We start from the raw sequence: 25,166 nt of genomic DNA, 5'->3' as shown, positions 1-25,166 counted from the left end.
TCGTGAAAACACCACTCTTTTTTTAAACCAAACTCTAATTCTGGACAGATCACAAGGTGTACTCCAGTGGACTACATAGCACTGGCTGAAAGGATGGGAGTGGATAGGGAGAAGGCGATATATGCATATAGGAGGTTAAATGGGGGCTACTTCATGAGGCTGTACTACGCTAAGCCGCCCACTATGTATAAACTACACGACTGGCCTAGTTATTATCTCAAAGCTTCTAAACATTTTCCAAAGCTTGGAGACAAGGGGTACAACGAGGCCGTCCAGGTACTGATTACCTTAGACGTAGTGTCGATCCTCGGAACCTCATCTGTACTGGAAAACAAACCTCTCCAGGAACAGAAGATCAGGGATCACGTGAGGGAAACCTTTAGCCTGATCAAGAGGGAAGCTGAAGTTAAATCCCTTTATCCATTTCCAGAGATGGGCGAGGTCAGGATCACTCAAGACTTCTTTTCGTTCATAAACGACTTAGTTAAGAAGAGAAGAGAAGAAGACAGCGCAGATCCACTCACGTACCTCACCGATATGGCCTATGAGAGCGACGTGATGGAAAACCTCAGGAAGGAGCGGCCATGGGCTAGGACGATCTCAAGGAAGGACTCCCTGAGGGCCCTCATGCTCTCAGAGAAATTGGAGGAGTTTATTAACTCCAAGAGAGTAGAAATCTTCTACATAGTGGGCCAAAGGACCGGATATATAGACCGGGCCATATTGGATTACGGAATAAGGGGAGGAATAGCGAAGTTAGTGGAGGAGGGAGAGAGGGCGCTTAAGGGGGAGACCGACCAGTTCGGTAGGGAACTCCTGAGGATAATAGAGGCTGTGAGGGAGGTCTCCAATTACCTCAAGTGAAACTGTGGCCCTCCATTCACGTTATCTGCTCCCTGTTTACTGGAGATTAATTAATTACCTTCCAGGTATACATTATCAACACTCATGAAAACGGTATACTCAGCGTTGGCTGTGGATTCCAACAACTCAGCCCTTTCCCCTGAGAGACAATTAGCCGTAGTTGTGGCCAAGGCCTTATCCAAGAAGGTTAGGGTAACCTCAATGAGTCTAGTTGGGTGGCCTCTACTCCTCCTCAGAGTAGAGGAGACCGGGGCGTACTTGATATTTGACGAGAGTGGTACCATCGAAACCTCAATAAATAGAGGTATACTACAAAACTATTCTCTGTTTCTGGACAAACTATCGCAACTCGGATCCCCAGAGGAATTCCTGGGCTCCATGACCTCAATAAGTTGGGGAGAACTCAGGGGAAAAGAGAACTTTAGGCTCAAGGGACTAGTGGAGAAGGATTTAACGCCCTTAATTAAAAACGTCTCTCTATCCCTCAACTTAATCCCCCTGGATAGACGGTTCACAGAGGAGAGGGCCTCACTTGAAATGGAGGAATGGAAAAAGATCCAACAGACAGTATCCGCTGAAATAGCGAGGATCGACGAGTACGTTAGACGTTTGGTTACTATCTCTGAGATGTTCATAGGGAAATTGGCGGAGGAGAGGCAGAGGATAGAGGCCAAGTATAGGTATGAAATAGACGGAGAAAGGCAGAAGTTGGAGGATCTCCTCAAGGCTAAAAAACCGCAAGCCTATGAGGAAGTCAAGAAGAAACTCATGGAATACGCCCCTAAGCTAGCTGAGATTTACGGGATACTGAGCAAGACACAACTAGACGCGGAGGCAGGTCTGGTGTCAGAGAAACAAATTAGGGCCTTCGTGGAGAGTAAGAACAGGGTAATTAGGGAGATCGACACCCAGATAAATTCCCTGTTAGAAAGTTATAGAGCCGAAGTGAGGAGTTACATGGAAAGGATCAGAAGGCTCGAAGAGGCTGAAAAGAGAGAACTGGAAAAAGTGGACGAAAGGATACAGGCCTTAAGGGACGGGGTTGAGAGGATAAGGACGGAACTCCTCTCGCTAAAGCAAAGTAAAGAGGCCGAGCTCGATCAGTTGGCCTCTCTTGGGAGGAGAACAATATTCGCCGACGAGAAACTTGAGGTTATAATTCCCTTCTTAGTCGTCAAGGACGAGTATGGTATGACCCAAGTTCTATCCCCGCAGAGGTATTCAGGTAGGGCGAGATCGCTATTTGGTTTTGGAACTAAGCTGGAAAATATCTCAGTGTCTATACATGAGGACATATCTGACATGGAAGCAAGACTTAGCGTAGTGAACTTTCCAGATAACGTTAGAATCGTGAGAGGTGATCTAGAGAAGGGACTCGAATGGCTAGAGAGCGAGGGATGGAAGGTCCGAAGAATCGTTGAAGAATATTACATCTCCTGAGGGGTTCAAGTTCCATAGGTTTTCATATGATATCTACCCTCAGCCCTAGGTTTCCTCAACGACACTCGTCCTTTTTCAGCCCTCCTCCAACTCCTCAACATTGAGCGTCGTTTATGGCCTTGTCAACGTAGTGTGAGGCAAGAACGTTGACCTCCTCCAGCTCGTCCCTCAACACCTTGTACACTCCCTTCTTCTCGGGGAGGGTTATCTTGACCTTCGTGATGACTTTCTTACCCCTCTTAACCCTCCTTTCTTTTAACTTGCACTCCATCCCACAACCGGTCTAATGCATCCTGCAAAAGGACTTTGTAGTTCTCCAGCAGTACCCTGCTCTCCTCCTCCTTGTCGTTCTTTATGGAGTGTGTAAGGTAAACGTACTCTTCCTTTGGTGTAAAGCTCCTACGCCTTAATTTCCTCGGCACACTTCCTCACCTTCTCGTACTCACGACTCCCCATACCGTACAGTTTCCCGAATGAGACCAAGATGGAAATTAAGTCTATCAACTCTTGTCCTGTTGTCCTGTCCTCCTTGTTCAACACTACTATTTCACAACTGTGCGCTCTGCATACCTCCTCTACCATCTCGAAACCGAACCTCACCAGTTTGTCCGGGTAGGCTACGGCTTTCGACACTTCGTTGTTTACTATCATCCTCAGTTGAGGAACCCCCTCCTCTTCACGTTCAATGAAGGTCCCACGTCCGTGATGACCTGCTCGTGGTCCTTAACGTTCTCCTCGAGGTACTTAACTTGCTTTGCCAACTCGTCCTTTCGCGATGACACTCCAGCGTATAATACCACTTTCCTCTTCCTCACTATCCCCATCAACTTTTCCACGTCCTCCCCGAACCTCCACTTCCCGGTCTCTAGTACAGGTTTAATGCAACCTTTCTTAACGTAGCTCTGCAACGTGCGGTAGGATATTCCCAGTTTTGGCACACTTCCTTAGGTTTCAGCATTACAATTAAACTTACATATAAAGAGTATAAACTTCACGGTTTGTCTGAGACTGTTGTCAACGGCTTTCCATTGGACTCCCATACTTTATAATCCAGTATGTGGAAGTGTTATCCGTGGATGCTAAGACCAAAGGAAAGGCGAGAAGAATAAAGATAAGTGAAAGTATATCTGCGTTCAAGGAAGAACTGAGGGCAATAACCTTTGAACCGATCTACGGAGACTCGGTTAAGGATATTATTACGAGACTTACGGCAAAGATTCAGGAGATCTCAGAGAAATACGACTACGACATCGAGTTTCCCAAGAAGGCTGAGGTAGAGACCGACGGCAACATCTACTACTTTGACTACCAGTTGAAAGTAAAGACTAAATCGGGTACAAAGAGACTCACCATGAGAGTGCAGTACATCATGTATGACCAAGAAGGTTGGGTAGGAATGATAACGGAAGTCGAGTGAAAGGTCTACATTCATCTAAACGACATCAGTTATGGACTTTAACGTAACTTAAAGATTTTCATCAGCCTGGGTGGTCAGCCTAAATGACGTTCGAGAACCTGAGGAACGCCTCCACGCTCCTCAGGTTCGGCTCCCCCACCAGCTCCCTGACGACGTTGTTGACGGTGAAGATCGTGAGGTGGCCCTGAAGCCTCCTCCAGAATGAGGAGTCCCAGGGCCTTGACGTCCCTGTGGAGCTCCTCGATCTCCCACACGACAGGCCTCCTCGATCTCCTCCTCGCTGAGCGAGGGGTCGGTCGTGTAGAGGTACCTGGCGTGTGTCATGGAGTCACGTTTACGTTCCCGGACTAGCAACTTCACCGTAATCGCTCGGTCTCCCAGGGTCAGGTCGGCGAAGTAGACTCCGGGGGATATCCCACTGGGAGGTGTCCCTCCACCTCCTCGAGGGTCCCCTGGGCCGACTCGACCCTGAGCTCGGTTGGACCTGAGCTCCGACACCACGTTGTCCGTCACGAGCTTCTCGGACAGTACTGGAGTCGAAGACGACCCTGGCTACCGGAAGCGCCCCTTGAGCACGTCCAACATCCGGCCACCTCGATCTTGGTCTTAAACTCGGCGACCCTCACAAATCCAACATCTTCCTCACGGCGTAGGGGAAAGCTCTCACCATGAACGTCCTGCCCGTGGAGAGGTCCACTATGGCGACCGTGAGGAGCCTGGCCCTCTCGAACCTCCCGTGGGTGTGGCAGTAGATCCAGTGGTTCTCAGGGGCTCACGTCCTTCCCCTGGAGTACTCCTTGTGGTCCACGGTGTCGTCTATGATGACGGCTACCTGACCCTTCACGAGCCTGACAGGACCTCCAGTCCCTCCGCGCGTCGTCGAGTTCTCCCAACGCCCCCAGCAGGTTTGAGTAGTCCAACCCGAACGTCTCGGCCGCGTTCCTCACGCTGGCCCTCCCACCTACCAGGACCATGAGGATCAGTGCCAGTTAACCTTCCTGCTCCTCCCGTTCCATAACTGCTGTGGTTTATTAACCACGGTCTACCCTTGAGTTATCCTCAGCCCGGATGAGGCCCGCCTTTATCAGGCCCCTGAGGCTTTTTAAACGTGGCATAAACCTTAATTGTTTACGTTGAAGTTGATTTGTGGGATACTTCAATTTTAACGGAAAAGACGTGAAACTTACTTTTAATTAGACACTGGATTTTGAATTTAAGAAGATTCACTGGACTAAACGTCTAAGAAAATTGAACGGTCCCACAGAGCACACGAAAGTAAACAACACGGACTTCACGATAATCTCTGAACAGGATAGATGAAGAGTTGAAGAGGGATTTGGAAGAGTTTGGGACAGATTACGCGAGTTTAGTTAAGAATTAAACTCCAGCAAATGGTAAGAATGAAATCCTATGTAGCCCAAACCCCATAGCATCACGTCTTCGACACGTTCACGTGACGCTCTCATGAACTTCTCCTTATGAACACTGCTGAGGCTATCAGTCCAATGGAGAACCCTGCTATGACCTCCAGGAGGAGGTAGTTCGTCTCGGTTTTAGGTTGCTTATACTTGACGTGTTGGAAGTCGGAACTTAATGCCTTACTGAAGTTGTAGCTTTTCAGAAAGTCGACTAACGACCTGAACTCCGAGGACACAGAGGAGATGAGCTTGTTCAATTGTGGAGATGAGACAGCATAAGACTCGGAGAGCGAATAGTTGCCGGGGAAATAGACCACATATAAGGGTTGGGTGACGTTAAAGAACGTTACCTCGCCGCTGGAATTAGTTAAACCTACGTACTCCTCCTTGAGTCCCAGTCCGTGCGGAACCAGGATCTCCACCTCTTGATTCGAGAAGGTATAATTGCCGTATTGCAGGGTAACCTTTACGGTCGTGTTCCTCTGCACAGTGGATATCGTTGGAGGGACGGGCCAGAGCACAGAAGGTGAGTTAACTCCCCGGTTAATCAATGCAAAGGGAAGCTTAATGTCTTGTAGGTCTGGAGTGACGACCACGCCGTAGGCCGACTCTGCAGTGTCCAGACCCACTGAGAGGGCCGATGGGACAATGTTCAACTTGGTGGCATTGAGGAAGTAGAGCTCAGCGAAACCCACTGCACTCATGTCCACGACACTACCTCCCCCAGGTCCTCCCCAAACCAGCTCCAAATCGTTGGGAAGGCCAGCAATTGAAAGGCCCCCTAACCTGAACTGACCTGAAAAGGGCAGGGTTAGGAATACTTTCCTATCCCCGTTCAGGGAGTAACCGAAGCTTAATCCGCCAGAAGAGTTCATGAAGAGCGCCAGCGAGACCGGTAAGGTAACGTTGAAGGTGGGGCCTTGATAACAGTACACGCCCAAGTTCCTAAACGTAGTGGTATTGGAGTGTAGTGCCGTGAAAGGCCCAGTCAAGTTCCAGAAGTTGATAACCAAAGTGACAGTGAAGGTATCGTTGGAGGTTTGGTGAAACAACATGACGTCCTGGGCCCAGAAAGATCCGTTCAGCATGGCGTTGAGCTGAAGCGATGCGTTCCCGTAAGTGAAGGGTTGGCCGGAGATGTAGGACTCACCAATGTGGAGGTAAGTTAGGTTGGTCTGTCCCTCGACGAAGGTGGTTGAAATTGTGCCGGTGAGGGGGAAGAAGGTCACTCCTGTGGGGAAAGAGAGGGCAGGCTGAGAGAGAGGTAGAGTCTGTGCCGTGGAGGTCAAGGGTAAGACTATTAAGAGTAAAAAGGCTATGCCCGCCAGTCTCATGAACATGTTTTTATTGTCCCGCACAATAAACTTTTTCGTGGCACATGCTTACGTCATTCCAGTAATAATCATAATCGTGGTACTTATAGTCTTAATTGCCACCGGCTATATATACGATCCCATAGTTGACGTTCCCTCAGCGGCCCTAATAGGATTCCTAACGTACAGGATGATATACGTAATCGCAAAGACCAGGAAGAGGAATCTGTTCACCTATCGCGGAAAAGTTGGGAGAGCAGTGGATGACATACCCAAAGGCAAGACTGGCTACGTAGTAGTTGAAGGGGAGTATTGGGTTGCAGTGGGTCTGGAGGATATAAAGAGCGGAGAAGAAGTGGTAGTCGAGGAGATGAGAGATTTAAAGCTCTTTGTTAAAAAGAAAGCTAATGAAGCTCTCGTATGAGGCAGTGGAGAGACTGACTGGATCAGGCAGATACAGTCTAGTAGAGAATGAGGACAGTGTGGTCCTAATTTACTATCCGCCTACCGCTGAGGAGGCATCTGGTCTTCCTTCTGAGACACTGAGAACTCTGGAGATCAGGCTTAAGAGAGGACAGTCTGAATACGAAGTACTGGGGGCTCAGGTGAAGGAGAACGGACGGGTTGTTAAGGACGTTACTCCTCAAGAACTCGAGCTCTGGCTCCAATTTGTCGAGGGTTGAAAACATGTACATCTTCGTTTATGGGAGCTTAAGGTACGGCTTTGAGCTGCACCACTACCTTAGGAGGGCCAGATTCGTCGGGCTCGCCTTTGCAGAGGGGTACGACATGTTCAACCTGGGAGGATATCCAGGTGTAGTTAAGGGAGAGGGCCGAGTGTGGGGAGAAGTATACGAGGTCGACGAGAGGACGATCTCCATCCTGGATCAAATAGAGGACTTCAAGGGTGAGCCTGACGATCTTTATGTCAGGGAACAAACTAGGGTTTACTTCGACGAGAAGCGGAGTTTTTACTTGGACAACGTCTTTCTCTACAGGTATAACCAAGATGTTGGCGATAAGGAGCCCATAGTCGGAGGAGATTATTCTCGATGGATAAGGATGCCGGTGATAACGAACTATTTTGCCTATGCTGAGAACACTAATTATGAGGTGTTAGAGGAGAGGGGAGTAAGAGAGGTCCTGAGGGAAGTCAATGCGATCCTCCCTGGATATAGGCTGATTTTTAACATACCCTGCAAGTACGGGCTTTGTGCCAACCTGAAGGAGGATCCTGAGGGAAAGGTCTGCGGTTATATTTACATGCTGACCGAGGACTCCCTCAACTCCTTGGACAAGGCAGAGGAGCACATAATAAAGTACCTAAGGAGAGTGGTCAAAGTCCAGGACCAGGAGGGAAAAACGTACTTCGCTGTAGCCTACCTCTCCGACTTTAAGGAAAACTCGGGCCCCCCGTCCCCTCAATATAAGGAAATAATAATAAGGGGCCTCAATAGGAGATGGAAGGGGGAGTGCCTAAGCACTGGCCTGTGATGATTACTCCCCAGCCGGAACCGTGAGGAGTCCTTTAAGTTCTGAGCACAGCGTTGAAAGGCTAGGGCTGTCAAGAGTTAAGTCGGGGTCACTGTCCTGTCGACACTCAGGCATTGGACATACGCATATCTTCCCCAGATCAAGGGTGTCTTCTCAGGATCAGGGATGAGGCAAGAGTAAAATTACCCGTAGGTCTTAGCCTATCCCTTCGCAACCTGGGGCCTCCCAGCCCTCAGACTCTTTGTAAATCTTATGAAGGACGCTCAAGGAGACTTACATCCTGGTCTTCATTTCTGAAACTGCCCGTAGAGCCTGTGGAGTTCTGCCTCCTTTCACGAGCAAGGCGTTGCTAACAGTTTCGATAAACTGTGAAGTTTATGTCCTTGAAATTAAACAAAGTCTACCAGACCGGATGTGGATGGGTTTTCCTAAACGGTGTGGCGATAACCTCAAGATGTTCGGGTTTCCTCATCAGGTTCACCTAATGGACGGGGGTTGTCCCGATAAAGGGGCAGAGGAGGAATGGGTCTTCCCGGATCCAGGTGGCCCAGGGCCGAGGGTTAAACGGGAATTCATGAAATTTCAATGAGGCCCAGCCCCATTAGGTTCCTTGCCTATGAGCTCAAGTAGCTCCACCGGGAGATCTGAAAAGCGAATGTTTAACTCCCCGGTTAATTGACTGAGTTAGCTACCTAGTCCTCGGGATATCGTTTCTCTACGTGACTGATCGCTTATACCCTACTACGTCAAGTTCAGATGAACCAAAGTACTTTACCCCTTCAGTTTGTACGTGACTTTGTTTAACTCCCCGGTTAATTTTTAGACGTAACGTTGGAGCTCCTCAATCTTCTCAGCTAGCTTCACGTCTAGTTCAGTGACTCCTCCCTCGTCATGGGTGGTGAGAGTAACCACAACTTTGTTATAGGAGATGCAGATGTCGGGGTGATGATCCATGGAGTCCGCCACGGGCCTGACGAGGTCTACGAACTTGACCGACGCCGAGAAATCCCTGAACTTGAACTCCTTTACCAAAGAGCTGTTCTCGTATTTCCAGCCCTGGAGTAACTTCAACCACTCCCTTATATTCTCCTCAGAAAGTTTTACCATGTAGAGCATTAGACGTAGTAACTTATTAGGGTTTCCTAGATACAGTATATATGCAGTGTTTCTAGCGTATTACGAACCCTAATATGAGTGACCTGAAATTTTAAATGAACAAATGTTCATAAATAAAGAATAAGTATGACCGGTTTCGATGGTATTAACGTCCTGTGATCCTGTCCCTGTATTCAAGCAGCGTTTCTCACTCCCCTAATCATATGCTCTCACTTTACTAGTTTGTATATCAATGTCACGTCCGTCCAGAACCTCACTTCACGTCATCAGAGGAAACGACGGAAATTCACGGTCTCTCTCTGGATATTGGAGTATAAATGGCAGTGGAAACACTGCAGTTATACTGTAATAGATTGATTTGGTAATAACGCATTGAGACTTAAAGGGGATATTACTGAGAAATAGAGGAAACTACATTTAACTAGGTAAACGTATGAAACGGCGTGATCAGAGAGGCTCTGAAGGGAGGGAAGGGTGAGGTTATAAAGAACCCCAAAGTGTTCATAGATCCCCTTTCCGTGTTCACCGAGATCCCCTTTCGTGAGGACGTCATAAGGGAGACTGCAATAGCGGTGAGGTATTTCGTAAAAAACGAGGTCAAGTTCTCCAACCTCTTCCTGGGGCTAACCGGTACGGGGAAGACTTTCGTGGTAAAGTACATCTACAACGAAATAGAGGAGGTCAAGAAGGAGGACGAGGAGTACAGCAAGGTTAGGCAAGTTTACCTGAACTCCAGGGAGGTTGGGGGAACTCCGCAGGCGGTCCTCTCGGTCATAGCTGAGAAGCTCACCAACAGTATCGTCCCTAGACACGGCGTGAACTTGGGGGAATACGTGGAGAAGATCAAGGGAGTCATGAGGGGAAAGAAGGCCATAATCTACCTGGATGAGGTAGACACCCTCGTAAAGAGGAGAGGGGGTGACATAGTGCTATATCAACTCCTCAGGGCCGACGCAGACATATCCGTGATCATGATCAGCAACGACATTAACGTCAGGGACTACATGGAGCCGAGGGTCCTTTCGTCTCTGGGTCCTTCGGTTATCTTCAAACCCTACGACGCGATCCAGCTCAAGGAGATATTGGCCAAGTACGCTGAGTACGGGCTAATAGGGGGAACCTACGACGATGAGATACTCTCCTACATCGCGGCAATATCGGCGAGGGAGCACGGGGATGCCAGGAAGGCGGTCAATCTCCTCTTCAGGGCTGCACAGCTCGCTTCAGGGATAGGGTTCATCAGGAAGGAACATGTGGATAAGGCCATAGTGGAATATGAGCAGGAAAGGCTATTGGAAGCCATCAAGTCGCTTCCCTTCCATTATAAGTTGGCCCTCAGGGCCATAGTCGTGTCCGACGACGTGGTGACAGCCCACAAGATCTACACCAAGCTCTGCGACAAGCTCAGGCAGAAGCCCCTGTCCTACAGGAGGTTCTCCGACATAGTTTCTGAACTGGACATGTTCGGGATCATAAAGATCAAGATAATGAATAGGGGGAGGGCGGGCGGGATAAAGAAGTATGTGGAGGTGCAGGACAGGGATAAGGTGATCAAGGTGTTGGACGAGAATCTGAACGAGGAGATGGGATATGGCTACGAGGACGCCAGTTTGGATGATGGTAAGGAAGGTTGAGGAGAGATTGGAAGAGGTAAGGAAGAGGAGAGAGACGTTGGAAAAGGAGCTTAAGGGCCTCCCATCAGGTCACGTAGAGAGTAAACTGGTTAACGGGAGGACGTACTACTACCTCAGGTATTGGGAGGAAGGTAAGCTGAAGAGTAAGTACCTGGGCAAAGATGCTAAGGAGCATTTGGCAATGTTAGAGAAAACTAACTCAATGAGGAGAGAGATATCTGTGTTAAGGGAGGAGGAGAAGCGTCTTGAGAAGGTTCTCGAGAGGATACTGGACGCTCTGGGAGTAGAGGAGTCAAAGTGAAAGGCCGATTAACCGGGGGGTTAATTGAGCTCTTATCCTTGATCAGCAGTTTTGGCGTTTCCATTTTTATGGACTGAATCCTTTTTCACATTAATAGAAATCTTTTTGTATTGTTTATAATTTTTTTGTTGACAAAGGATGGCCTCTCACTTAATGTGGGCTCTGCCCAAAAGGGTGGGAGTGATCCGGGATGTGAATCCCTTGCCGTTGGGCTCTAAGGAGTCCCGTGACCCGCCTACCTTGAAATCGGGTAGGTGGCTTGAGGGCTAAGCCCCTACACTCCATCATGAATGAAGACAAAATGATTGAAATCAAAGCGTAGGGACAAACGATATTGAATGGGGTTCCTAGGTCTTGGGTTGACCTCCTCCTTCAACCTTCTTAGCACTGTTCATCAAGGCTAAGGCCGTGGACAGGGTGGGATATATCTCCCTCTCCGCAGGTACAACCACTATCAGACCTCCCTTTTGTGAGATATCAGAGAGGGTCTCCAGAAATCTAAGTTGGAGGGCAACTGGATTGGCCTGATAAGACTTAGAGGCATCGGCGAGAATCGTAGAGGCTTGTCTCTCGCCCTCGCTCAGTATGACCTTTGCCCTCCTCAGTCTCTCCGCCTCAGCTTGTTTCGCTATGGCTGTCAGGAGGTCTGGTGACAACCTTATGTCCCTCACTGTCACTGCAGTGACCTTGACTCCCCAGGCCTCCGTGTAGGAGTCCAGGATCTCCTGTAGTCTTTTGTTTATTTCCTCCCTCTTGCTGAGGACCTCGTCCAGCTCCATTTGACCTATTATGTCCCTTAGGGAGGTCTGGGATATGTTCAGAACGGCTTGATTGTAATTGGAGACCATTGACACGGCCTTCAGAGGATCAACCACTTTGTAGTAAACTACGGCGTCTATGGAAACGGTGACATTGTCCCTCGTTATGGTAGTCTGAGGGGGTATGTCTACGGTCCTAACTCTCAGGTCTACCACTAGTGGTTTATCTACAAAAGGTATGAGGAAGATTATACCAGGGCCCTTCAGCGCCAGTATCCTACCTAATCTGAGCACTACTGCTCTCTCCCATTCTCTGACTATCCTGAAGGAGAGTGCCACGAAAATCAGTATTATCACTAAAAGGAATACCAAACCGACGACGTCAGATATTAGAGACATACTTTATCTGTCGTCCTAGAATTAAAAAATATTCGCTAATAGCAGAGGTTCATAAAAAAGTTGAAGAGGGATCTCGAGGTCGAGGGAGACTGTAACGCTTCTACGTAACTACTCGTTATTTTTAATCACTTCTAAATATCGTTTTGACAAGTTGTGTTTATATAGTATTACCGAAGCAGTTTTTATTGATGATCCCCCTAACTGATGACGGGCACTGCTCACGAGGTTTGGGGAGTGATAAAGGTGTGGATGGGAGGGTAGCGGTGTTTCCCTCGACTAGCCCCAATGAGTTAAGGGTGACTGTGTATGATCCCTTAAGAGGGGCGCCCGTGGCGGAATTAGAAGCAATTAAAAGTAAGGATAAGTTACGCCACGGGTAAACACAGGCTCTATAATAACGATCGTTTTGGGACGACGTCCAGACTCCTCAGAACTTGATTAAAGGGGTTTTAGGCTTCATAGGATTTCATAGTATTTCGTGTCAATCCTCAGCCCTTAGGCTTCACCTGAGTCGCGGCTGGCCCGTTCACACCTCCCTTAGCGGGATGACCCCACTCAACGTGTACTTCGTTGGGGAAACCCGCACACTTTGGGTTACTGTCACACCCAATCAGGGTACTTCCACTTCATCTGGTGTGATCGTATATTTATTTCTCATTAAATTAATAATATAAACTTCATGATATATTAGAAACTATGGCGGTAATTGTAAAACGGAAAAAGGACGCGTCTCAGAGGGTGTGTATTATGTTTATAAGCTCGTTGGTATACTCGCTGGTAGTTAATGGCTTCACTCCCATGAACCTCGCTATATCCTGGGTGACTTTTCTGGAGGAAATGGCAGTGAGTATTGACCTCTCCACAAGGTCTGCAGCTTCAGTCCACCCCATAAACCTGAGCATTAGCTCCCCACTCTTTATTATACCTGTGGGGTTCGCCACGTTCTTCCCTGCGTACTTGGGGGCGGTGCCGTGTATGGCCTCGAACATCCCACCTGAGTCACCGACGTTTGCACCACCCAACAATCCTATGTTCCCTACCAATGCACCTGCAGCATCGGATATGTAATCTCCATTGACGTTCGGGGCTAGGATTATGTCGTATTCGTCCGGTCTGGTTATTATCTGTTGGAACATATTGTCTGCTATCCTGTCGTTTACCAGGATCTTCCCAGGCGGAACCTGACCGTTATACTGCTTAGATATCTCCTCTTCGGTCACCACCTTATCCCTGTACTCCCTCTTAATGAGATCGTAGGCCCAATCCCTGAAGGCACCCTCCGTATACTTCATGACGTTCCCTTTGTGCATGATGGTCACCTTCTTCCTTCCGTGGGCTATGGCGTAATTCATGGCCATCCTGGTTATCCTCTCCGTCTTGAAACGACTTATCAGCTTGATACCTATTCCGGTGTCGTCTTCCACTTCAACCTTCAGTTCCCTCCTCATAAAGTCCCTTATCTTCTTGGCCTCCTGGGTGTCATAAGGGTACTCTATCCCCCTATAGAGGTCGTCCGTATTTTCCCTAAATATTACCATGTCCACCTTCTGGGGCTCCTTGAGAGGACTCTCTATCCCCTCTATATACTTCACCGGCCTTATGTTTGCGTAGAGGTCCAACATCATCCTTATGGCCACATTGACCGATTTCCATCCCTTTCCTATTGGGGTCTCTAGGGGACCCTTGAGGACCACTCGGTACTCGAGGAGAGCCTCCTGTGTCTCCTTGGGAAATCGGTCACCTTTCACTTTCTCCCCCTTCTCTCCTGCCAACACTTCCATCCACTTTATCTCCCTTTTGGATTTGTACGCCTTCTCCACTGCAGCGTTTATGACCTTGATGGCAGACGAGACTATCTCAGGCCCTATTCCGTCTCCCTCAACGTAGAGGATTATTGGCTTATCAGGAACCTTCCATTTACCTCCCTCAAATGTGATCTTCTTCCCGTCTTCAGGAGTCTTCATGGGCTTAAGGAAGTTACCTAAGTTTTAACCTTTGCTATGGGTTGATGCCCCATATAGCATGTCTGCTCAGCTGATTTAAGACTAGCACTGGCACCAAGGATCTATAAGGCTCAGTGAACCAGAAATGGGTCTGTGTACCCAATTCTGCCAACTTATGCGTCTCCTGGCATAATCATGGGGAATGATCGCTGGGTAGTTTGGTCGATAAACGAAACAGTTTTTCATGAATTCAGCATAAAACTGACTAAGTATCTGGGAGCTGAGAGAAGAACGAAAGGGGTATACGAACTCTGGGACTTAATATTAACCACAATGGGAGTCAGTCAAATTCCCTACGTTATAGAGACTGTAACGCTTCTACGTAACTACTAGTTATTTTTAATCACTTCTAAATATCGTTTTGATTAAGTAATGTTCATGTAGTATTACAAATAGTTTTTATTGATGATCTCCCAACCGATGACGGGCACTGCTCACGAGGATGGGAGAAGTTGGATGGGTATTGAAGTTTCCCTCGACTAGCCCCAAGCACTTGAGGGTGACCGTGTATGATCCCTTAGGAGGGGTGCCCGTGGCAGAATTAGAAGTGACTAAAGGATAAGTTACGCCACGGGTAAACACTCCGCCACCCTGAACCAATCTACAAAATAACTTGTCACTCTAGCTCCTTAACCCATGGCTGAAATTACCAGATACATCTCCAGGTCCATCTCGTATCCCATTTTTACTATCATTTCTCTTTCACCTTAAGCTGTCTATAGTGTCTTAACTTTAAAAGGACTTGCAAGGGTACTTAATAGACAATTGTCTAGAGATGAGGATAGAGGTATCAGGAAAATCTCCACGTGGGTTCCCGATTGCTCCATCAACTTGGAAAAAGTTTTTCTTATCCATATACCGCTAGACGGATATGCTAAAGGAGATTTTGGTAATTACCCTACTTCTCTCACAGGCGATGCCACTCTTCAGTCCTCACTCTGATTACGTCTCCGTTCTTCCCCATAACCAATTGGTTAGCGTGACCATAGTGGAGAGGCCTAACAACTTAGCTCTTCTGCAAATGTACGTTCAGGAACATAAGGTTCTGAACGAATCGCAAATGGAACAGCTCTTTATTCCCAGGGACAAGATCTCGTCTGTCACATCGTATCTTTCTAAGTTCGGAATATACACAACTTCTTACCTCAACGTCATAGAGGCGACGGGCACTGTGGGACAGTTTGAGAGGGCATTGGGTGGAGAGTTCGTGGTGATCAAGTTTCACGATAAGACCTTCTACGAGTATCAAGGAGTCACGTCTCCCTTAGTATCAAACTCGTTGGTGTTCTCGTCTAACGTTACACAGGCGTTACTGGAGAGACCTGTGACCCTGTATAATATAACTCAGGCCGTAGCCTTCTCTCAGGTCACACCTAAGCAACTGCAGAAAGTCTATAACGTTACTCCGCTCCTGTCAAGGGGGGTGAATGGAACTAACGTTACCATAGGGATACTGGACTTCTACGGAGATCCCTACATCCAACAGCAACTGAAGGACTTCGACTCCATCTATAACCTGAGCAACCCTCCATTCTTCCAGGTGCAGAGCATAGGGGCTTACAACCCCAATGACGGGATAACTACGGGATGGGCCCTGGAGATCTCCCTGGACGTGGAGTACGCCCACGTTTTAGCCCCAGGTGCAGGTATAATATTGTACGTCGCCAACCCCAACGTCTCCCTCCCTGCAGCCATAGCCTACGTGGATAAACAGGATAGGGTTTCAGTGCTGTCTCAGAGCTTCGGTATACCTGAGATATACGTAGCTTTAGGCCTCGTACCACTGTCCATGATTCAGTCCCTCACATACGAATATTGGCTAGGGGAAGTTGAGGGAATAACGTTCGTTGCCTCCAGCGGAGACGCCGGAGGAAACGGGTATAACTTTTACCTCTCTCCTCTGGGAGACCTGATCCTTCCAGCTTCAGATCCCTACGTTCTATCCGTGGGAGGAACGTCTGTGTATTACACAGACCAGGGATCTGTTCAATCCGCGTGGAGCGGAGAGAGCGTGTACGGAGCCACCACTGGGGGATTCAGCGTGATTTTCCCTTCACCTTGGTATCAAGGACTGGAGGGTCAAAGGATGGTTCCAGACGTGGTGGCTGACGGTAATCCATTCACCGGTGTCCCCGTCCTTTACTATTACAACAACACGTATCTTGTTGGCGGAACCTCGCTGTCCTCACCTCTAGTCTCTAGCATAATAGCTTTGGCCGATCAAATACATGGAAGGTTAGGGTTCGTAAACCCCTTGATATATAAGCTCAACGGGACTAAGGCCCTGGTACCGGTAACCTATGGTTACAATACCCCATATGTGGCCGAGGGAGTACCTAACCCCGTGACTGGACTGGGCTACATAAACGCAGGATACTTTGTGAAAATGATAACGAGGAGTGGAGGACTCTCCGTCGCTGTAGATAACACGACTTACCTAGACGGTCAAACGGTTAGGGTTATAGTTAACGCCACTGGTCAAGGTCCCCTAACTGCCTTCATCTTCAACGGTACTAAGGGGGAACAGATCAACTTAGTGTTTAACGGCACCTACTGGATCGGGGAGTTCAAGGCCTCGGGTTCTGGAGTCCAAGAGGTTGTAGTACAGCAGGGAACCCAGGAAGCAGGTGCCTATTTCACCGTAGGTTTGCAGGGCCTCTTCCTCCTTCCTCAGGTTGCAATATACCCAGAACCTGGCAATCTCCCCGTGTTGGTTCAGTTGACCTATCCTAACGGGTCCGTAGCCACCTCGAGTGCACAGTTCAGGGCAGTACTCTACTCCTATGATCCGGTCACAAATTCCCAGAAGGAGGTAAGTAGCGTCGTACTCAGCCATCCTTTGACCTTGAATTTCACGAGATATGGAGTGCAAATTTCTAACGCTTCAAATTACGTCTTTGGCTCCTTTAATTTCAACTCCTCAATGGTGGGAGGCATTTACGTGGTGAGGGTCCCAGGGGTGTTCGGGTTCGACGAGTTCGTAGGTGGTATATACGTCGTCCCCTACGTAGTTCCTGGGGTTGCAACCGAACCGGTAGTCGTGACGCCGGGACAGAATTTCACGTTGGTAGTTTTCGCGGAGACCTTGGGATCTCCGAACGTCACGGTAGAGTTCGTGAGCAATAACAGGAGCGTTTTCAATACCACAGTGAACTCCGTTGAGACTAACTTCGGCCAATTTTACGTGTTGGAGATGTCCTTGCCCAGCAGTGTTCCACCTGGATACTATTACCTGGTAGCCAGAGCCAGTTATAACTTCACGAATTATACTGCGACGGGAGTAGGTGTAGCCCAGATCTACGTGGCTCCCTCCTCACTTAGGGTGTCTCTCCTTGGACTTCAGGAAACCGCACTTCAGAACTCCACCTATACCGTCAATGCCGAGATTACGTATTCCAACGGAACCCCAGTCAAGTATGGCACTCTAACAGCCTTTCTGATACCCTCCTACCTTCAGGACTCATTCGACACCCTCAGCATAGGCTTCTCTGTACCAATGGAGTATGTGAACGGAACCTGGGTGGGCAACTTTACCCTGCCCTCGGGTACTACTGCCAATAGTTTGGGACTCTCCCCTTATGCCCTATCTGGCGAGTGGCAAATCTACTTGGATGGCGTCTCTTATGATGGCATTCCCACGAACACGTCATCTGTCTTGGACTACGTGACATTAAATGTGGTTCCTCGACCCCTAGCCTCGTTTACCCTCATGCCCTACGTCTATACACCGTTTTTCAACGGAACCTCTGGCTACAATCTCTACGTAGTTAACGCCAGAATCATAGGGCATAATGCCACGCTTGTCAATTCCATGGTCTATAATCTCACTGTGATAAACGCCACAGTCAGCCTGGTCAATACCCAAGTGTTCCACTATTCAATTGTAAACGGATCGATTCTAAACAACACGGCAATAACGCCATCACAGATCCTGACGACATCCAATGAAGTTCAACACACGCCCTCCCCAACTTCACAAGTTCAAAGTAACCAGAGTAACGTGTACGTGAGTATCGCAATACTAATTGTGGGACTAATGGTGGCTTTGTACATCTGGGTAAGTGAGAGGAGGAAAGGTTGAGAGCGATACTATCTAGTGGGGAAGGGTGACTTACACGTCTGTCCATCCTTCGCGTCCTGGACCTGAGAATGCAATGGACGGGGGTTTGTGATCCAGCAGTACGGGGCTTTTCGTTAACGGCCTTGAAACCAAGACAAAATCTAAAAAGTGATGTGACCCTCAATTTTCTCTGGTCAGCAATTGTGGGAATCTTAAGGAGGTAATACAGGAAAGTCGGTATTAGCGAGAAGTTTTTTGACGTCGTCCTGCTGAGAAGGTGCGGAAAGGGATCGATCGAGTTCGCTAGGGAGAGGCCGGTCAGGGAGGTCAACAGGCTGGGCGTGGTCAGGGGAGGAGCAGGAAGGTTAATTAGCGCTAGTCCTCATGATCCCGGTAGGTGGGAGGGCCAGCGTGAGGAACGCGGCCGAGACGTTCGGGTTGGACTACTCAAACCTGCTGGGGGCGTTGGGAGAACTCGACGACGCGCGGAGGGACTGGAGGTCCTGTCAGACTGGTGAAGGGTCAGGTGGCCGTCATCATAGACGACACCGTGGACCACGACGCTCCAGGGGGAGGGACGTGAGCCCCCGAGAACTACTGGATCTACTGCCACACCCACGGGAGGTTTGAGCGGGTCAAGCTCCTCACGGTCGTGATAGTGGACCTCTCCACGGGCAGGACGTTCACGGTTTCCCCTACGCCGTGAGGAAGATGTTGGATTTGTGAGGGTCACCGAGTTTAAGACCAAGATCGAGGTGGCCGGATGTTGGACGTGCTCAAGGGGCGCTTCCGGTAGCCAGGGTCGTCTTCGACCCCAGTACTGTCCGAGAAGCTCGTGACGGACAACGTGGTGTCGGAGCTCAGGTCCAACCGAGCTCAGGGTCGGCTCAGGGGACCCTCGAGGAGGTGGAGGGACACCTCCCAGTGGGATATCCCCCGGAGTCTACTTCGTCTCCCTGACCCTGGGAGACCGAGCGATTACGGTGAAGTTGCTAGTCCGGGAACATAAACGTGACTCCTCCAGGACACACGCAAGGAGGTACCTCTACACGACCGTCTACACGACCGACCTCTCGCTCAGCGAGGAGGAGATCGAGGAGGCCTGGAGGATGAGGTGGGAGATCGAGGAGCTCCACAGGGACGTCAAGGCCCTGGGACTCGTCCTTCTGGAGGAGGCTTCAGGGCTACCTCGCGATCTTCACCGTCAACAACGTCGTCAGGGAGCTGGTGGGGGAGCTGAACCTGAGGAGCGTGGAGGCGTTCCTCAGGCTCTCGAACGTCATTTAGGCGGACCGCCGGGGCTGATAAAAATCTTTAAGTTACGTTAAAGTCCCATAACTGCTGTACCTTAAAATGTGCGGGTCTCCCCACCTCTCTCACTCTCACTGGGAGTAGGTGGGTTGGAGTTACCCAGCTGGGGGGGGGGTAACTGGTTTCCCCGTGACTCCGGTGAAGCCCAAGGGCTGAGAATTGACATTAAATATTATGAAATCCTATGAAGCCTGAACCCCATATAAGTAAGGGTGAAATCTAATAAGTGTTGCTATCAGTTATATTGTTCGATGCCCACGTATTTCCCAGTAAGGAGGATGGGGATAACCCTAGATGAGGAGGAGTTCATAGCCAGGAAGCTCGCCCAATACAGAACGGAGGATGGTATACTTGACCTGGGCTGTGGTAACTGCCTCATAACTAACAGGCTGTCGAAGACTTGGGGAAAGAAGATAGTGGCTGTTGATCTGTGGGACGAGTTCCCCATGCAGCTGGCCCTCCAAAACGCTAGGGAGGAGGGGGCTTCAATCGAGGTGGGGAAGATCGAGAGACCTACCCTGAGGCTCCCCTTCCCTAATGGGAGTTTTTCCTTCGTGTACTCCGTCATGTTCGTCTACAACCTCAGGAAAGAGGAGAGACAGAATCTGTTCTCAGAAGTTAGTAGGGTCTTGAGCGACAAAGGCCTGTTTTTACTGGTAGATCCAGTCATAGTGAGAAGGGAGAGGAGAGAACTGGTGGGGTTCCAGCAGGTGAGCTACCAAGAGGAAAATGCCCTCTTCTATCTCCTAAGCAAGAAAGGGTGAGCACGAGGGATTTGGTTTTTAACCGCACACTACTGCTCTATCAGGATGTCAGAGGGTAAGGTACTAATAGGGGTGATAGGCGGGTCAGGGCTTTACGACCCCGGGATATTTTCCAATGTGAAGGAATTGAAGATTTACACGCCTTACGGTGAGCCAAGCGATTTCGTCACCGTAGGTGAACTTGAAGGCAGGAGGGTCGCTTTCCTTCCCAGGCACGGCAGGAGACATAGGATTCCCCCTCACAGGATAAATTACAGGGCTAATATGTGGGCCTTGAAGGAACTCGGCGTTAAGTGGGTAATCTCGGTCTCTGCCGTGGGAAGTTTAAGAATGGACTATAAACCGGGTGACTTCGTGGTCCCGGATCAGTTCATTGACATGACAAAGGGTAGAGATTACACCTTCTACGACGGTCCAGTGGTGGCTCACGTCTCCATGGCCAACCCCTTCTGCAATCATCTTAGAAAGTTAGTGATAGAGTCTGCAAGGAAGCAAGGAATCACTGTTCACGAGAGGGGAACGTACGTTTGTATTGAAGGCCCAAGGTTCTCCACTAGGGCTGAAAGTATCCTATGGAAAGACGTGTTTAAGGCAGACATCATAGGAATGACGTTAGTCCCTGAGGTCAACCTGGCCTGTGAGGCACAGATGTGTTACTCCACCTTGGCCATGGTTACAGACTACGACGTGTTTGCCGACAGACCTGTGACGGCAGAGGAAGTATCGAAGGTAATGGCAGAGAACACGGCTAAGGCTAAGTCGTTACTGAGAGAGGTGATAGGTTCCCTGCCCGAGAACCCAGACGAGGGAGAGTGTTCCTGTTGCAATTCCCTGAAGACGGCCCTGATGTGATTAGGAAGTTCTCCTCATCTAAGCTCTCCCTTGGGAACTTTGGTGTGGTGGTTTACGGGGTGGGCATGGATCTCCCAGCCTATACTCTATCTCGAGCTGTTGTGGCACTTCTGGGAAGGACGGTCAAGACCATGAGCCTCTACGATTTCGCCTTCCTGGACTCCCCTTACGTTGATCAGGAAGACGTTGTGTTCATGGTCAGTGACGAGGCCGAAGTGAGGGAGGTAGTGGACAACTATCACGTCCTGGGCGTTAAGGGTTACTTGCTAACCTGCCTAAAGGAGGTGAAGGTTAGAGGGGACTTCAAGGTCACGACTCTCCACGGAGAGGCTTGCCAGGTGAACATGGCCCTCTCCCTCCTCTCCTGGGTCTCCTCCACGAGTGAGACCCCGAGGGCGAGAAGACTTAGAGAGGAATTGAACCTCTCAGACTCCTGGGACTGGTTCTCAGACAAGATCACGGCCCTGAGAGGAGGAGAATACGTGCTCTCTCCGGTTCTCCAGCCAGCGAGGTCAGTAATACAATCAGAGCTAGGTTTCCCAGTAAAGACATTTTACGATAAGTACTTTTCTGACCCTATCGTAATTTATACTGGTGTGGACTCTATGACTGCTAGAAGACTGATCTTTAAACTGAGAAGCGAAGGAAAGAACGTGAGGGAGCTACAGCTGAATACTGATCCTCTCACTGCTCCTATATATTTAAGTATAATGTTTTACATTTTAAAAAACAGTTCAGGAAGCTGATGGGTCTTGGATCTTCTGGAATATTGGTTCAGGAGTAGGACGATCATAGATGAGTTGGTTGACAAGTTCGTAAAGGACTCCAAGGATTGGGAAGTCATGGAGATGTCAAAGTATATCATGAGGGACGGGAAGAGGTTCAGGGGTACCTTAATGTTCCTCTTTAACGGTGCCTTAGGAGGACAGGAGAGCGAGGCCTACGCCGGAGCTCTCGCCACGGAGATCCTACACTCGGCCTCACTTGCCTTGGACGACATAGTCGATTACGATGAGGTGAGGAGGGGGGCAAAGGCTGCTTGGGCAGTTTACACAAACAGGAAGGTCATATTCGTGTCCAATTACTTGATCCCTACGGCCCTAAACATTATATCAACCTATGGAGATAAGGCCCTGAAGATCAGCATAGAGCTCTGGAAGGATACAGCGATAGGCGCCCTTAAGGATATGTACGGAAAGGACAGCGACTATCTTGAGACTGTGGAGCTGAAGACGGCCTCCCTCTTCAAGTTGCCTGCTATGCTCTCTTCGTTCTCCTCAAATAGGGTGGATCTTCTAGAGAGACTACTGGACGCAGGCAAGGATCTGGGAATAATATATCAGATCGTGGATGACTACGTGGATTGCGTGACCCAGGATACGGAAAAGTTGGTGGGAAGTGCGAGACAGCTGTTCAACCTCACATCTGGTAAAGTGGAGCCTTTCGTGAGACAGAATTACGAGAGGTTAAAGAACCATTACCTTGGCATAATCAAATCCCTTCCTTTAACTGGAGAATATGGGGACTGGCTTGTAGCTCTTCCGGACTTTTTGGCGTTCGGTCTGTTGGGAGAGGCCGGAATAAAGTATAAAATGTTTTAGAAGCCCTTCCACATGAGTGCAATTGCTTAAAATAGCAGTAATACATGAGTCTCAGAAGATCACGGAGGCCTCCAAGCAACTTCTTATGGAGATAAAGTCCCGGGGTCATACTGCCTACTACATTAGAGTTTCCAGAATCAACGCCTATGTGCAGGGAGGAGTCAAGACTAGTTACTCTGGGAGGAAATTGGAACTGGATGGGGCTCTCCTGAGGAACCTCGGTTTCCTCACGACCATCGAGCAGATGGTCAGGAGGATCGATATGCTCAGGGAAGTTGAGAATTCTGGGGTGAAGATGATGAACTCGGTTTCTTCCATGTTACTGGCCAGGGACAAGTTCGCTAGCATATCCACGTTGGCAAAGCACGGTGTAGACGTCCCTCCTACGGCCATTGTCGAGGAGCCCATGGAGATAATGAGGCTAGTGCAGGAGTGGGGTGAGGTAGTCATAAAACCCCTCATCGGGAGTTTGGGGTTGGGCTCGGTTAAGGTGAGCGACCCAGATGTGGCCTTCAGGATAGCCAGGTCCATTCTATCTGTGAATCAACCGGTTTACGTCCAGAAATACGTGAAGAAGCCCAACAGGGACATAAGGGCATTCGTGGTCGGGGAGAGAATGTTGGGGAGTATATACAGGATGTCTCAGGATAACTGGAAGACGAACGTTGCACAGGGCGCTCTCGTGCAGGCCATGAGTCCCCCAGAGTTAAGTGAGGTGGAGGAAATAAGCGTAAAGGCGACGAAGATCCTAGGCCTGGAGTACGCGGGAGTAGACATCGTGGAAGACCTGGAGGGAGGTTACAAAGTCTTGGAAGTCAACGCAGCCCCTCTATGGAAGGGTTTCCAGGCAGCCACATCCATAAACCCAGCAAAGCACATAGTTGACCTCCTCGTAGAGAGGATCAGGAAATGAGGACAAGCTAAACCGTCTGAGCTGTGATGTGGAGCTCTCGCCCTGATCCTACGTGGGATCGTCGTCCAAGAATTTCTTCTCCTTAATGGTCCTCAGGACAACCATGGTATACGTAGATGTTACACCATCTAACTTACCGACGAAATCCAATACCTTGGCGAGTTCCTCCCTGGATTTCACTCTAACCTTAAGTAGAGCATAGAACTCTCCTGTGACGTCGTAAATATCAAAAATCTCTTTACTCTCTGACAGCTTCTTCAGTATCTCCTCGTACTTCTTGGGCTCAGCCTTTATGAGGACGAAGGCGAGCACGTTTAACCCGATCCTGTCCAGATCAACGTCAATCCCGAAGTTCCTGATCACTCCCTCGTTAACTAACCTCTTTACCCTCATGTGGATAGTTGATTCGCTGAGGTTGAGCATCTTGGCTAGCCTGGAGAAGGGAGTCCTAGAGTCCCTCTGTAATATTTTTATTATCTTCCTGTCTACGTCGTCTAAATAGTAATGCTCGTTCATATTATAGCACTTCCGAACAGTTTAATAAGATCTAGCTTCCCAAAATCGCCCATAGCGAACTTGATCACCAACTTGGGATCTGCCTTGAGTAATACTCTTTCTAGTCCTTTCACCGAGTTACTCGCCTTGGCTCTCCTGATGACGTCTGCGTGAACCTTGAGTGTCCAGTAGATCTTACTCCTCCTCATCTCCTTTCCGAAGTCCTTCCCCTCCAGGAGAGAGTCCGCCATTATCTTGGACGTAATTATTGAAGGTCTTATCCCCTCTCCAGTCACGGCGTACACGGCTCCAAGGGCTTCTCCAACGTACCTACCGTTCAACCTATCCTCTATGATCCCGTTGTCCGCAACTCTAGCTCCGTGGAAGGACATTATCTTCCCTCTGGTCAGTCCTTTCAGTTTCTCCATGAGGAAGGGGATCTCAGCGTATCCTCCAACTCCTATCTTAGCTCCATTTGGGTCAGGAAATATCCAGCCGTAGCCCAGGAGGTCGGAATAGAAGTACATGTCTACGATCTCAGGGTCGAAAGGAAGGTCCGTTATGTACTGAATTGCTGGGATCGTAGCCCCCTTGTCGAGGCTATAGTGTCCCGTCGCCACAACTACCCTGTCCACCTCCTCCACCTTCCCGTTCACCTTGAGTTTCCCTTCTCTATCAAAAACTACCTTGGAGTTCAATCTTAGCTCTACCTTCTCCCCGAGCCTCTTGAGAAGGAGGGGTTTATTCACTATGTATCCCAATCTTTCCCTTCCCCTCACCTCGGAGACCAGCTTGTTGTCCAAAAATATCCTGAATCCTCTTATCTCGCTGTATATAGCCTCCTTCGGCAACTCCAGGTAGCTCTCTATTCCCTTCAGTACGCCCCAGGCGCAAGGTTTCTTCCCCACGTCCTCCAATCCCTCGTAGACGGTAGCCTGTATCTTAGTCCCCTTAAGGAACCAGGCTAGGGATATCCCTGCAGGACCTCCCCCTACTATCCCCAACCTCATAAG

The 25,166-nt window shown here is 49.2% G+C and carries 27 protein-coding genes and 3 pseudogenes; 19 read left to right on the top strand and 11 right to left on the bottom strand.

Translation table 11 applies throughout. From position 1 onward, the window contains the following. Nucleotides 1-66 precede the first annotated feature (66 nt). Both METMK1DRAFT_RS05370 and METMK1DRAFT_RS05365 read left to right on the top strand, forming a co-directional pair. Nucleotides 67-864, top strand: a complete 798-nt coding sequence (locus tag METMK1DRAFT_RS05370; protein WP_009071518.1) for a hypothetical protein — start codon at nucleotides 67-69, stop codon at nucleotides 862-864. A gap of 84 nt (nucleotides 865-948) precedes the next feature. Further along, the gene (locus METMK1DRAFT_RS05365; RefSeq protein ID WP_009071517.1) at nucleotides 949-2,304 is read left to right on the top strand and encodes a hypothetical protein; all 1,356 of its coding nucleotides are present in this window, start codon (nucleotides 949-951) and stop codon (nucleotides 2,302-2,304) included. Nucleotides 2,305-2,398: 94 nt separating this feature from the next. Here METMK1DRAFT_RS05365 and METMK1DRAFT_RS19650 read toward each other — a convergent pair whose 3' ends face one another. Together METMK1DRAFT_RS19650 and METMK1DRAFT_RS05360 are read right to left on the bottom strand one after the other, a co-directional pair. After that, nucleotides 2,399-2,575, bottom strand: coding sequence for a hypothetical protein (locus METMK1DRAFT_RS19650; RefSeq protein WP_009071516.1), 177 nt, complete (start codon nucleotides 2,573-2,575; stop codon nucleotides 2,399-2,401). Nucleotides 2,576-2,703: 128 nt separating this feature from the next. After that, a pseudogene (locus tag METMK1DRAFT_RS05360) lies at nucleotides 2,704-3,262 on the bottom strand (IS607 family transposase). Nucleotides 3,263-3,376: 114 nt separating this feature from the next. Here METMK1DRAFT_RS05360 and METMK1DRAFT_RS05355 point away from each other — a divergent pair. Then, nucleotides 3,377-3,721, top strand: coding sequence for a hypothetical protein (locus METMK1DRAFT_RS05355; RefSeq protein WP_009071512.1), 345 nt, complete (start codon nucleotides 3,377-3,379; stop codon nucleotides 3,719-3,721). Between the two features lie 120 nt (nucleotides 3,722-3,841). Here METMK1DRAFT_RS05355 and METMK1DRAFT_RS19445 read toward each other — a convergent pair whose 3' ends face one another. From METMK1DRAFT_RS19445 to METMK1DRAFT_RS05345, 4 genes are all read right to left on the bottom strand, one after another. Beyond that, nucleotides 3,842-4,234 (bottom strand): transposase, encoded by a 393-nt coding sequence (locus METMK1DRAFT_RS19445; RefSeq protein WP_281034080.1) that lies wholly within the window; start codon nucleotides 4,232-4,234, stop codon nucleotides 3,842-3,844. 109 nt (nucleotides 4,235-4,343) lie between these two features. Beyond that, nucleotides 4,344-4,475 carry a hypothetical protein gene (locus METMK1DRAFT_RS19440; protein WP_245544586.1) on the bottom strand — a complete coding sequence of 44 codons (132 nt, stop codon included), beginning with the start codon at nucleotides 4,473-4,475 and terminating at the stop codon, nucleotides 4,344-4,346. 10 nt (nucleotides 4,476-4,485) lie between these two features. Then, nucleotides 4,486-4,695 (bottom strand): hypothetical protein, encoded by a 210-nt coding sequence (locus tag METMK1DRAFT_RS18925; RefSeq protein ID WP_009071510.1) that lies wholly within the window; start codon nucleotides 4,693-4,695, stop codon nucleotides 4,486-4,488. Between the two features lie 488 nt (nucleotides 4,696-5,183). Further along, nucleotides 5,184-6,473 (bottom strand): thermopsin family protease, encoded by a 1,290-nt coding sequence (locus METMK1DRAFT_RS05345; protein WP_009071509.1) that lies wholly within the window; start codon nucleotides 6,471-6,473, stop codon nucleotides 5,184-5,186. A 37-nt stretch (nucleotides 6,474-6,510) separates the two neighbouring features. On the opposite strand from METMK1DRAFT_RS05345, the gene METMK1DRAFT_RS05340 reads away from it, so the two are divergent. The 4 genes from METMK1DRAFT_RS05340 to METMK1DRAFT_RS17460 all read left to right on the top strand — a co-directional run bounded on the left by METMK1DRAFT_RS05340 (nucleotide 6,511) and on the right by METMK1DRAFT_RS17460 (nucleotide 8,535). Continuing rightward, nucleotides 6,511-6,876, top strand: coding sequence for an NfeD family protein (locus METMK1DRAFT_RS05340; RefSeq protein ID WP_048087441.1), 366 nt, complete (start codon nucleotides 6,511-6,513; stop codon nucleotides 6,874-6,876). Then, nucleotides 6,860-7,135, top strand: coding sequence for a hypothetical protein (locus METMK1DRAFT_RS05335; RefSeq protein WP_009071507.1), 276 nt, complete (start codon nucleotides 6,860-6,862; stop codon nucleotides 7,133-7,135). Before METMK1DRAFT_RS05340 ends, METMK1DRAFT_RS05335 begins: the two co-directional genes overlap by 17 nt. Before the next feature lie 4 nt (nucleotides 7,136-7,139). Then, the gene (locus tag METMK1DRAFT_RS05330) at nucleotides 7,140-7,946 is read left to right on the top strand and encodes a gamma-glutamylcyclotransferase family protein (protein ID WP_009071506.1); all 807 of its coding nucleotides are present in this window, start codon (nucleotides 7,140-7,142) and stop codon (nucleotides 7,944-7,946) included. A 412-nt stretch (nucleotides 7,947-8,358) separates the two neighbouring features. Beyond that, complete coding sequence (locus tag METMK1DRAFT_RS17460) at nucleotides 8,359-8,535, top strand: hypothetical protein (protein WP_155812301.1); 177 nt, start codon at nucleotides 8,359-8,361, stop codon at nucleotides 8,533-8,535. A 230-nt stretch (nucleotides 8,536-8,765) separates the two neighbouring features. Here METMK1DRAFT_RS17460 and METMK1DRAFT_RS05325 read toward each other — a convergent pair whose 3' ends face one another. Continuing rightward, entirely contained in the window at nucleotides 8,766-9,053 is a 288-nt protein-coding gene (locus METMK1DRAFT_RS05325; RefSeq protein ID WP_048087655.1) for a 4a-hydroxytetrahydrobiopterin dehydratase, read from the bottom strand. 452 nt (nucleotides 9,054-9,505) lie between these two features. Between METMK1DRAFT_RS05325 and METMK1DRAFT_RS05320 the strand changes: the two genes are divergently transcribed. The 3 genes from METMK1DRAFT_RS05320 to METMK1DRAFT_RS19435 all read left to right on the top strand — a co-directional run bounded on the left by METMK1DRAFT_RS05320 (nucleotide 9,506) and on the right by METMK1DRAFT_RS19435 (nucleotide 11,267). After that, nucleotides 9,506-10,696, top strand: a complete 1,191-nt coding sequence (locus METMK1DRAFT_RS05320; RefSeq protein ID WP_009071503.1) for a Cdc6/Cdc18 family protein — start codon at nucleotides 9,506-9,508, stop codon at nucleotides 10,694-10,696. Further along, nucleotides 10,677-10,997: a DUF6788 family protein gene (locus METMK1DRAFT_RS05315; RefSeq protein WP_245544560.1), complete on the top strand. Its 321-nt coding sequence runs from the start codon at nucleotides 10,677-10,679 to the stop codon at nucleotides 10,995-10,997. Before METMK1DRAFT_RS05320 ends, METMK1DRAFT_RS05315 begins: the two co-directional genes overlap by 20 nt. Before the next feature lie 138 nt (nucleotides 10,998-11,135). Beyond that, on the top strand, nucleotides 11,136-11,267 hold the full coding sequence (locus tag METMK1DRAFT_RS19435) for a hypothetical protein (protein WP_009071501.1): 132 nt from the start codon (nucleotides 11,136-11,138) through the stop codon (nucleotides 11,265-11,267). A 77-nt stretch (nucleotides 11,268-11,344) separates the two neighbouring features. On the opposite strand, the gene METMK1DRAFT_RS05310 is transcribed toward METMK1DRAFT_RS19435, so the two are convergent. After that, nucleotides 11,345-12,154, bottom strand: coding sequence for a slipin family protein (locus tag METMK1DRAFT_RS05310; protein ID WP_009071500.1), 810 nt, complete (start codon nucleotides 12,152-12,154; stop codon nucleotides 11,345-11,347). Between the two features lie 188 nt (nucleotides 12,155-12,342). Between METMK1DRAFT_RS05310 and METMK1DRAFT_RS05305 the strand changes: the two genes are divergently transcribed. After that, nucleotides 12,343-12,534, top strand: coding sequence for a hypothetical protein (locus tag METMK1DRAFT_RS05305; RefSeq protein ID WP_009071499.1), 192 nt, complete (start codon nucleotides 12,343-12,345; stop codon nucleotides 12,532-12,534). A gap of 351 nt (nucleotides 12,535-12,885) precedes the next feature. On the opposite strand, the gene METMK1DRAFT_RS05300 is transcribed toward METMK1DRAFT_RS05305, so the two are convergent. Next, entirely contained in the window at nucleotides 12,886-14,118 is a 1,233-nt protein-coding gene (locus METMK1DRAFT_RS05300; protein ID WP_009071498.1) for an NADP-dependent isocitrate dehydrogenase, read from the bottom strand. Between the two features lie 431 nt (nucleotides 14,119-14,549). On the opposite strand from METMK1DRAFT_RS05300, the pseudogene METMK1DRAFT_RS20015 reads away from it, so the two are divergent. The 8 genes and pseudogenes from METMK1DRAFT_RS20015 (at nucleotide 14,550) to METMK1DRAFT_RS05265 (ending at nucleotide 23,658) form a co-directional block, all read left to right on the top strand. Continuing rightward, nucleotides 14,550-14,735, top strand: a pseudogene (locus METMK1DRAFT_RS20015) (hypothetical protein). A gap of 293 nt (nucleotides 14,736-15,028) precedes the next feature. Then, nucleotides 15,029-18,238, top strand: a complete 3,210-nt coding sequence (locus tag METMK1DRAFT_RS05295) for a S53 family peptidase (protein WP_009071495.1) — start codon at nucleotides 15,029-15,031, stop codon at nucleotides 18,236-18,238. A gap of 248 nt (nucleotides 18,239-18,486) precedes the next feature. Further along, nucleotides 18,487-19,545: pseudogene (locus tag METMK1DRAFT_RS20010) on the top strand (IS701 family transposase). Nucleotides 19,546-19,779: 234 nt separating this feature from the next. Then, nucleotides 19,780-20,292 carry a class I SAM-dependent methyltransferase gene (locus METMK1DRAFT_RS05285; RefSeq protein ID WP_009071493.1) on the top strand — a complete coding sequence of 171 codons (513 nt, stop codon included), beginning with the start codon at nucleotides 19,780-19,782 and terminating at the stop codon, nucleotides 20,290-20,292. 45 nt (nucleotides 20,293-20,337) lie between these two features. Then, nucleotides 20,338-21,144: an S-methyl-5'-thioadenosine phosphorylase gene (locus METMK1DRAFT_RS05280; RefSeq protein WP_009071492.1), complete on the top strand. Its 807-nt coding sequence runs from the start codon at nucleotides 20,338-20,340 to the stop codon at nucleotides 21,142-21,144. After that, entirely contained in the window at nucleotides 21,114-21,890 is a 777-nt protein-coding gene (locus METMK1DRAFT_RS05275) for a hypothetical protein (protein WP_009071491.1), read from the top strand. The genes METMK1DRAFT_RS05280 and METMK1DRAFT_RS05275 overlap by 31 nt, the downstream gene beginning before the upstream one ends. A gap of 6 nt (nucleotides 21,891-21,896) precedes the next feature. After that, complete coding sequence (gdS-2, locus tag METMK1DRAFT_RS05270) at nucleotides 21,897-22,745, top strand: hexaprenyl pyrophosphate synthase (protein WP_009071490.1); 849 nt, start codon at nucleotides 21,897-21,899, stop codon at nucleotides 22,743-22,745. A 16-nt stretch (nucleotides 22,746-22,761) separates the two neighbouring features. After that, nucleotides 22,762-23,658: an ATP-grasp domain-containing protein gene (locus METMK1DRAFT_RS05265; RefSeq protein ID WP_245544557.1), complete on the top strand. Its 897-nt coding sequence runs from the start codon at nucleotides 22,762-22,764 to the stop codon at nucleotides 23,656-23,658. A gap of 48 nt (nucleotides 23,659-23,706) precedes the next feature. Here the strand turns inward: METMK1DRAFT_RS05265 and METMK1DRAFT_RS05260 are convergent, their stop codons facing one another. Further along, on the bottom strand, nucleotides 23,707-24,174 hold the full coding sequence (locus tag METMK1DRAFT_RS05260; RefSeq protein WP_009071488.1) for an Lrp/AsnC family transcriptional regulator: 468 nt from the start codon (nucleotides 24,172-24,174) through the stop codon (nucleotides 23,707-23,709). Continuing rightward, nucleotides 24,171-25,163, bottom strand: a complete 993-nt coding sequence (locus METMK1DRAFT_RS05255; protein WP_009071487.1) for an NAD(P)/FAD-dependent oxidoreductase — start codon at nucleotides 25,161-25,163, stop codon at nucleotides 24,171-24,173. The genes METMK1DRAFT_RS05260 and METMK1DRAFT_RS05255 overlap by 4 nt, the downstream gene beginning before the upstream one ends. Nucleotides 25,164-25,166 lie beyond the last annotated feature (3 nt).

Source organism: Metallosphaera yellowstonensis MK1 (assembly GCF_000243315.1).
Taxonomy (GTDB): domain Archaea; phylum Thermoproteota; class Thermoprotei_A; order Sulfolobales; family Sulfolobaceae; genus Metallosphaera; species Metallosphaera yellowstonensis.
The sequence above is the reverse complement of the archived record's forward strand: the minus strand, read 5'-3'. Positions and strand labels throughout refer to the sequence as shown.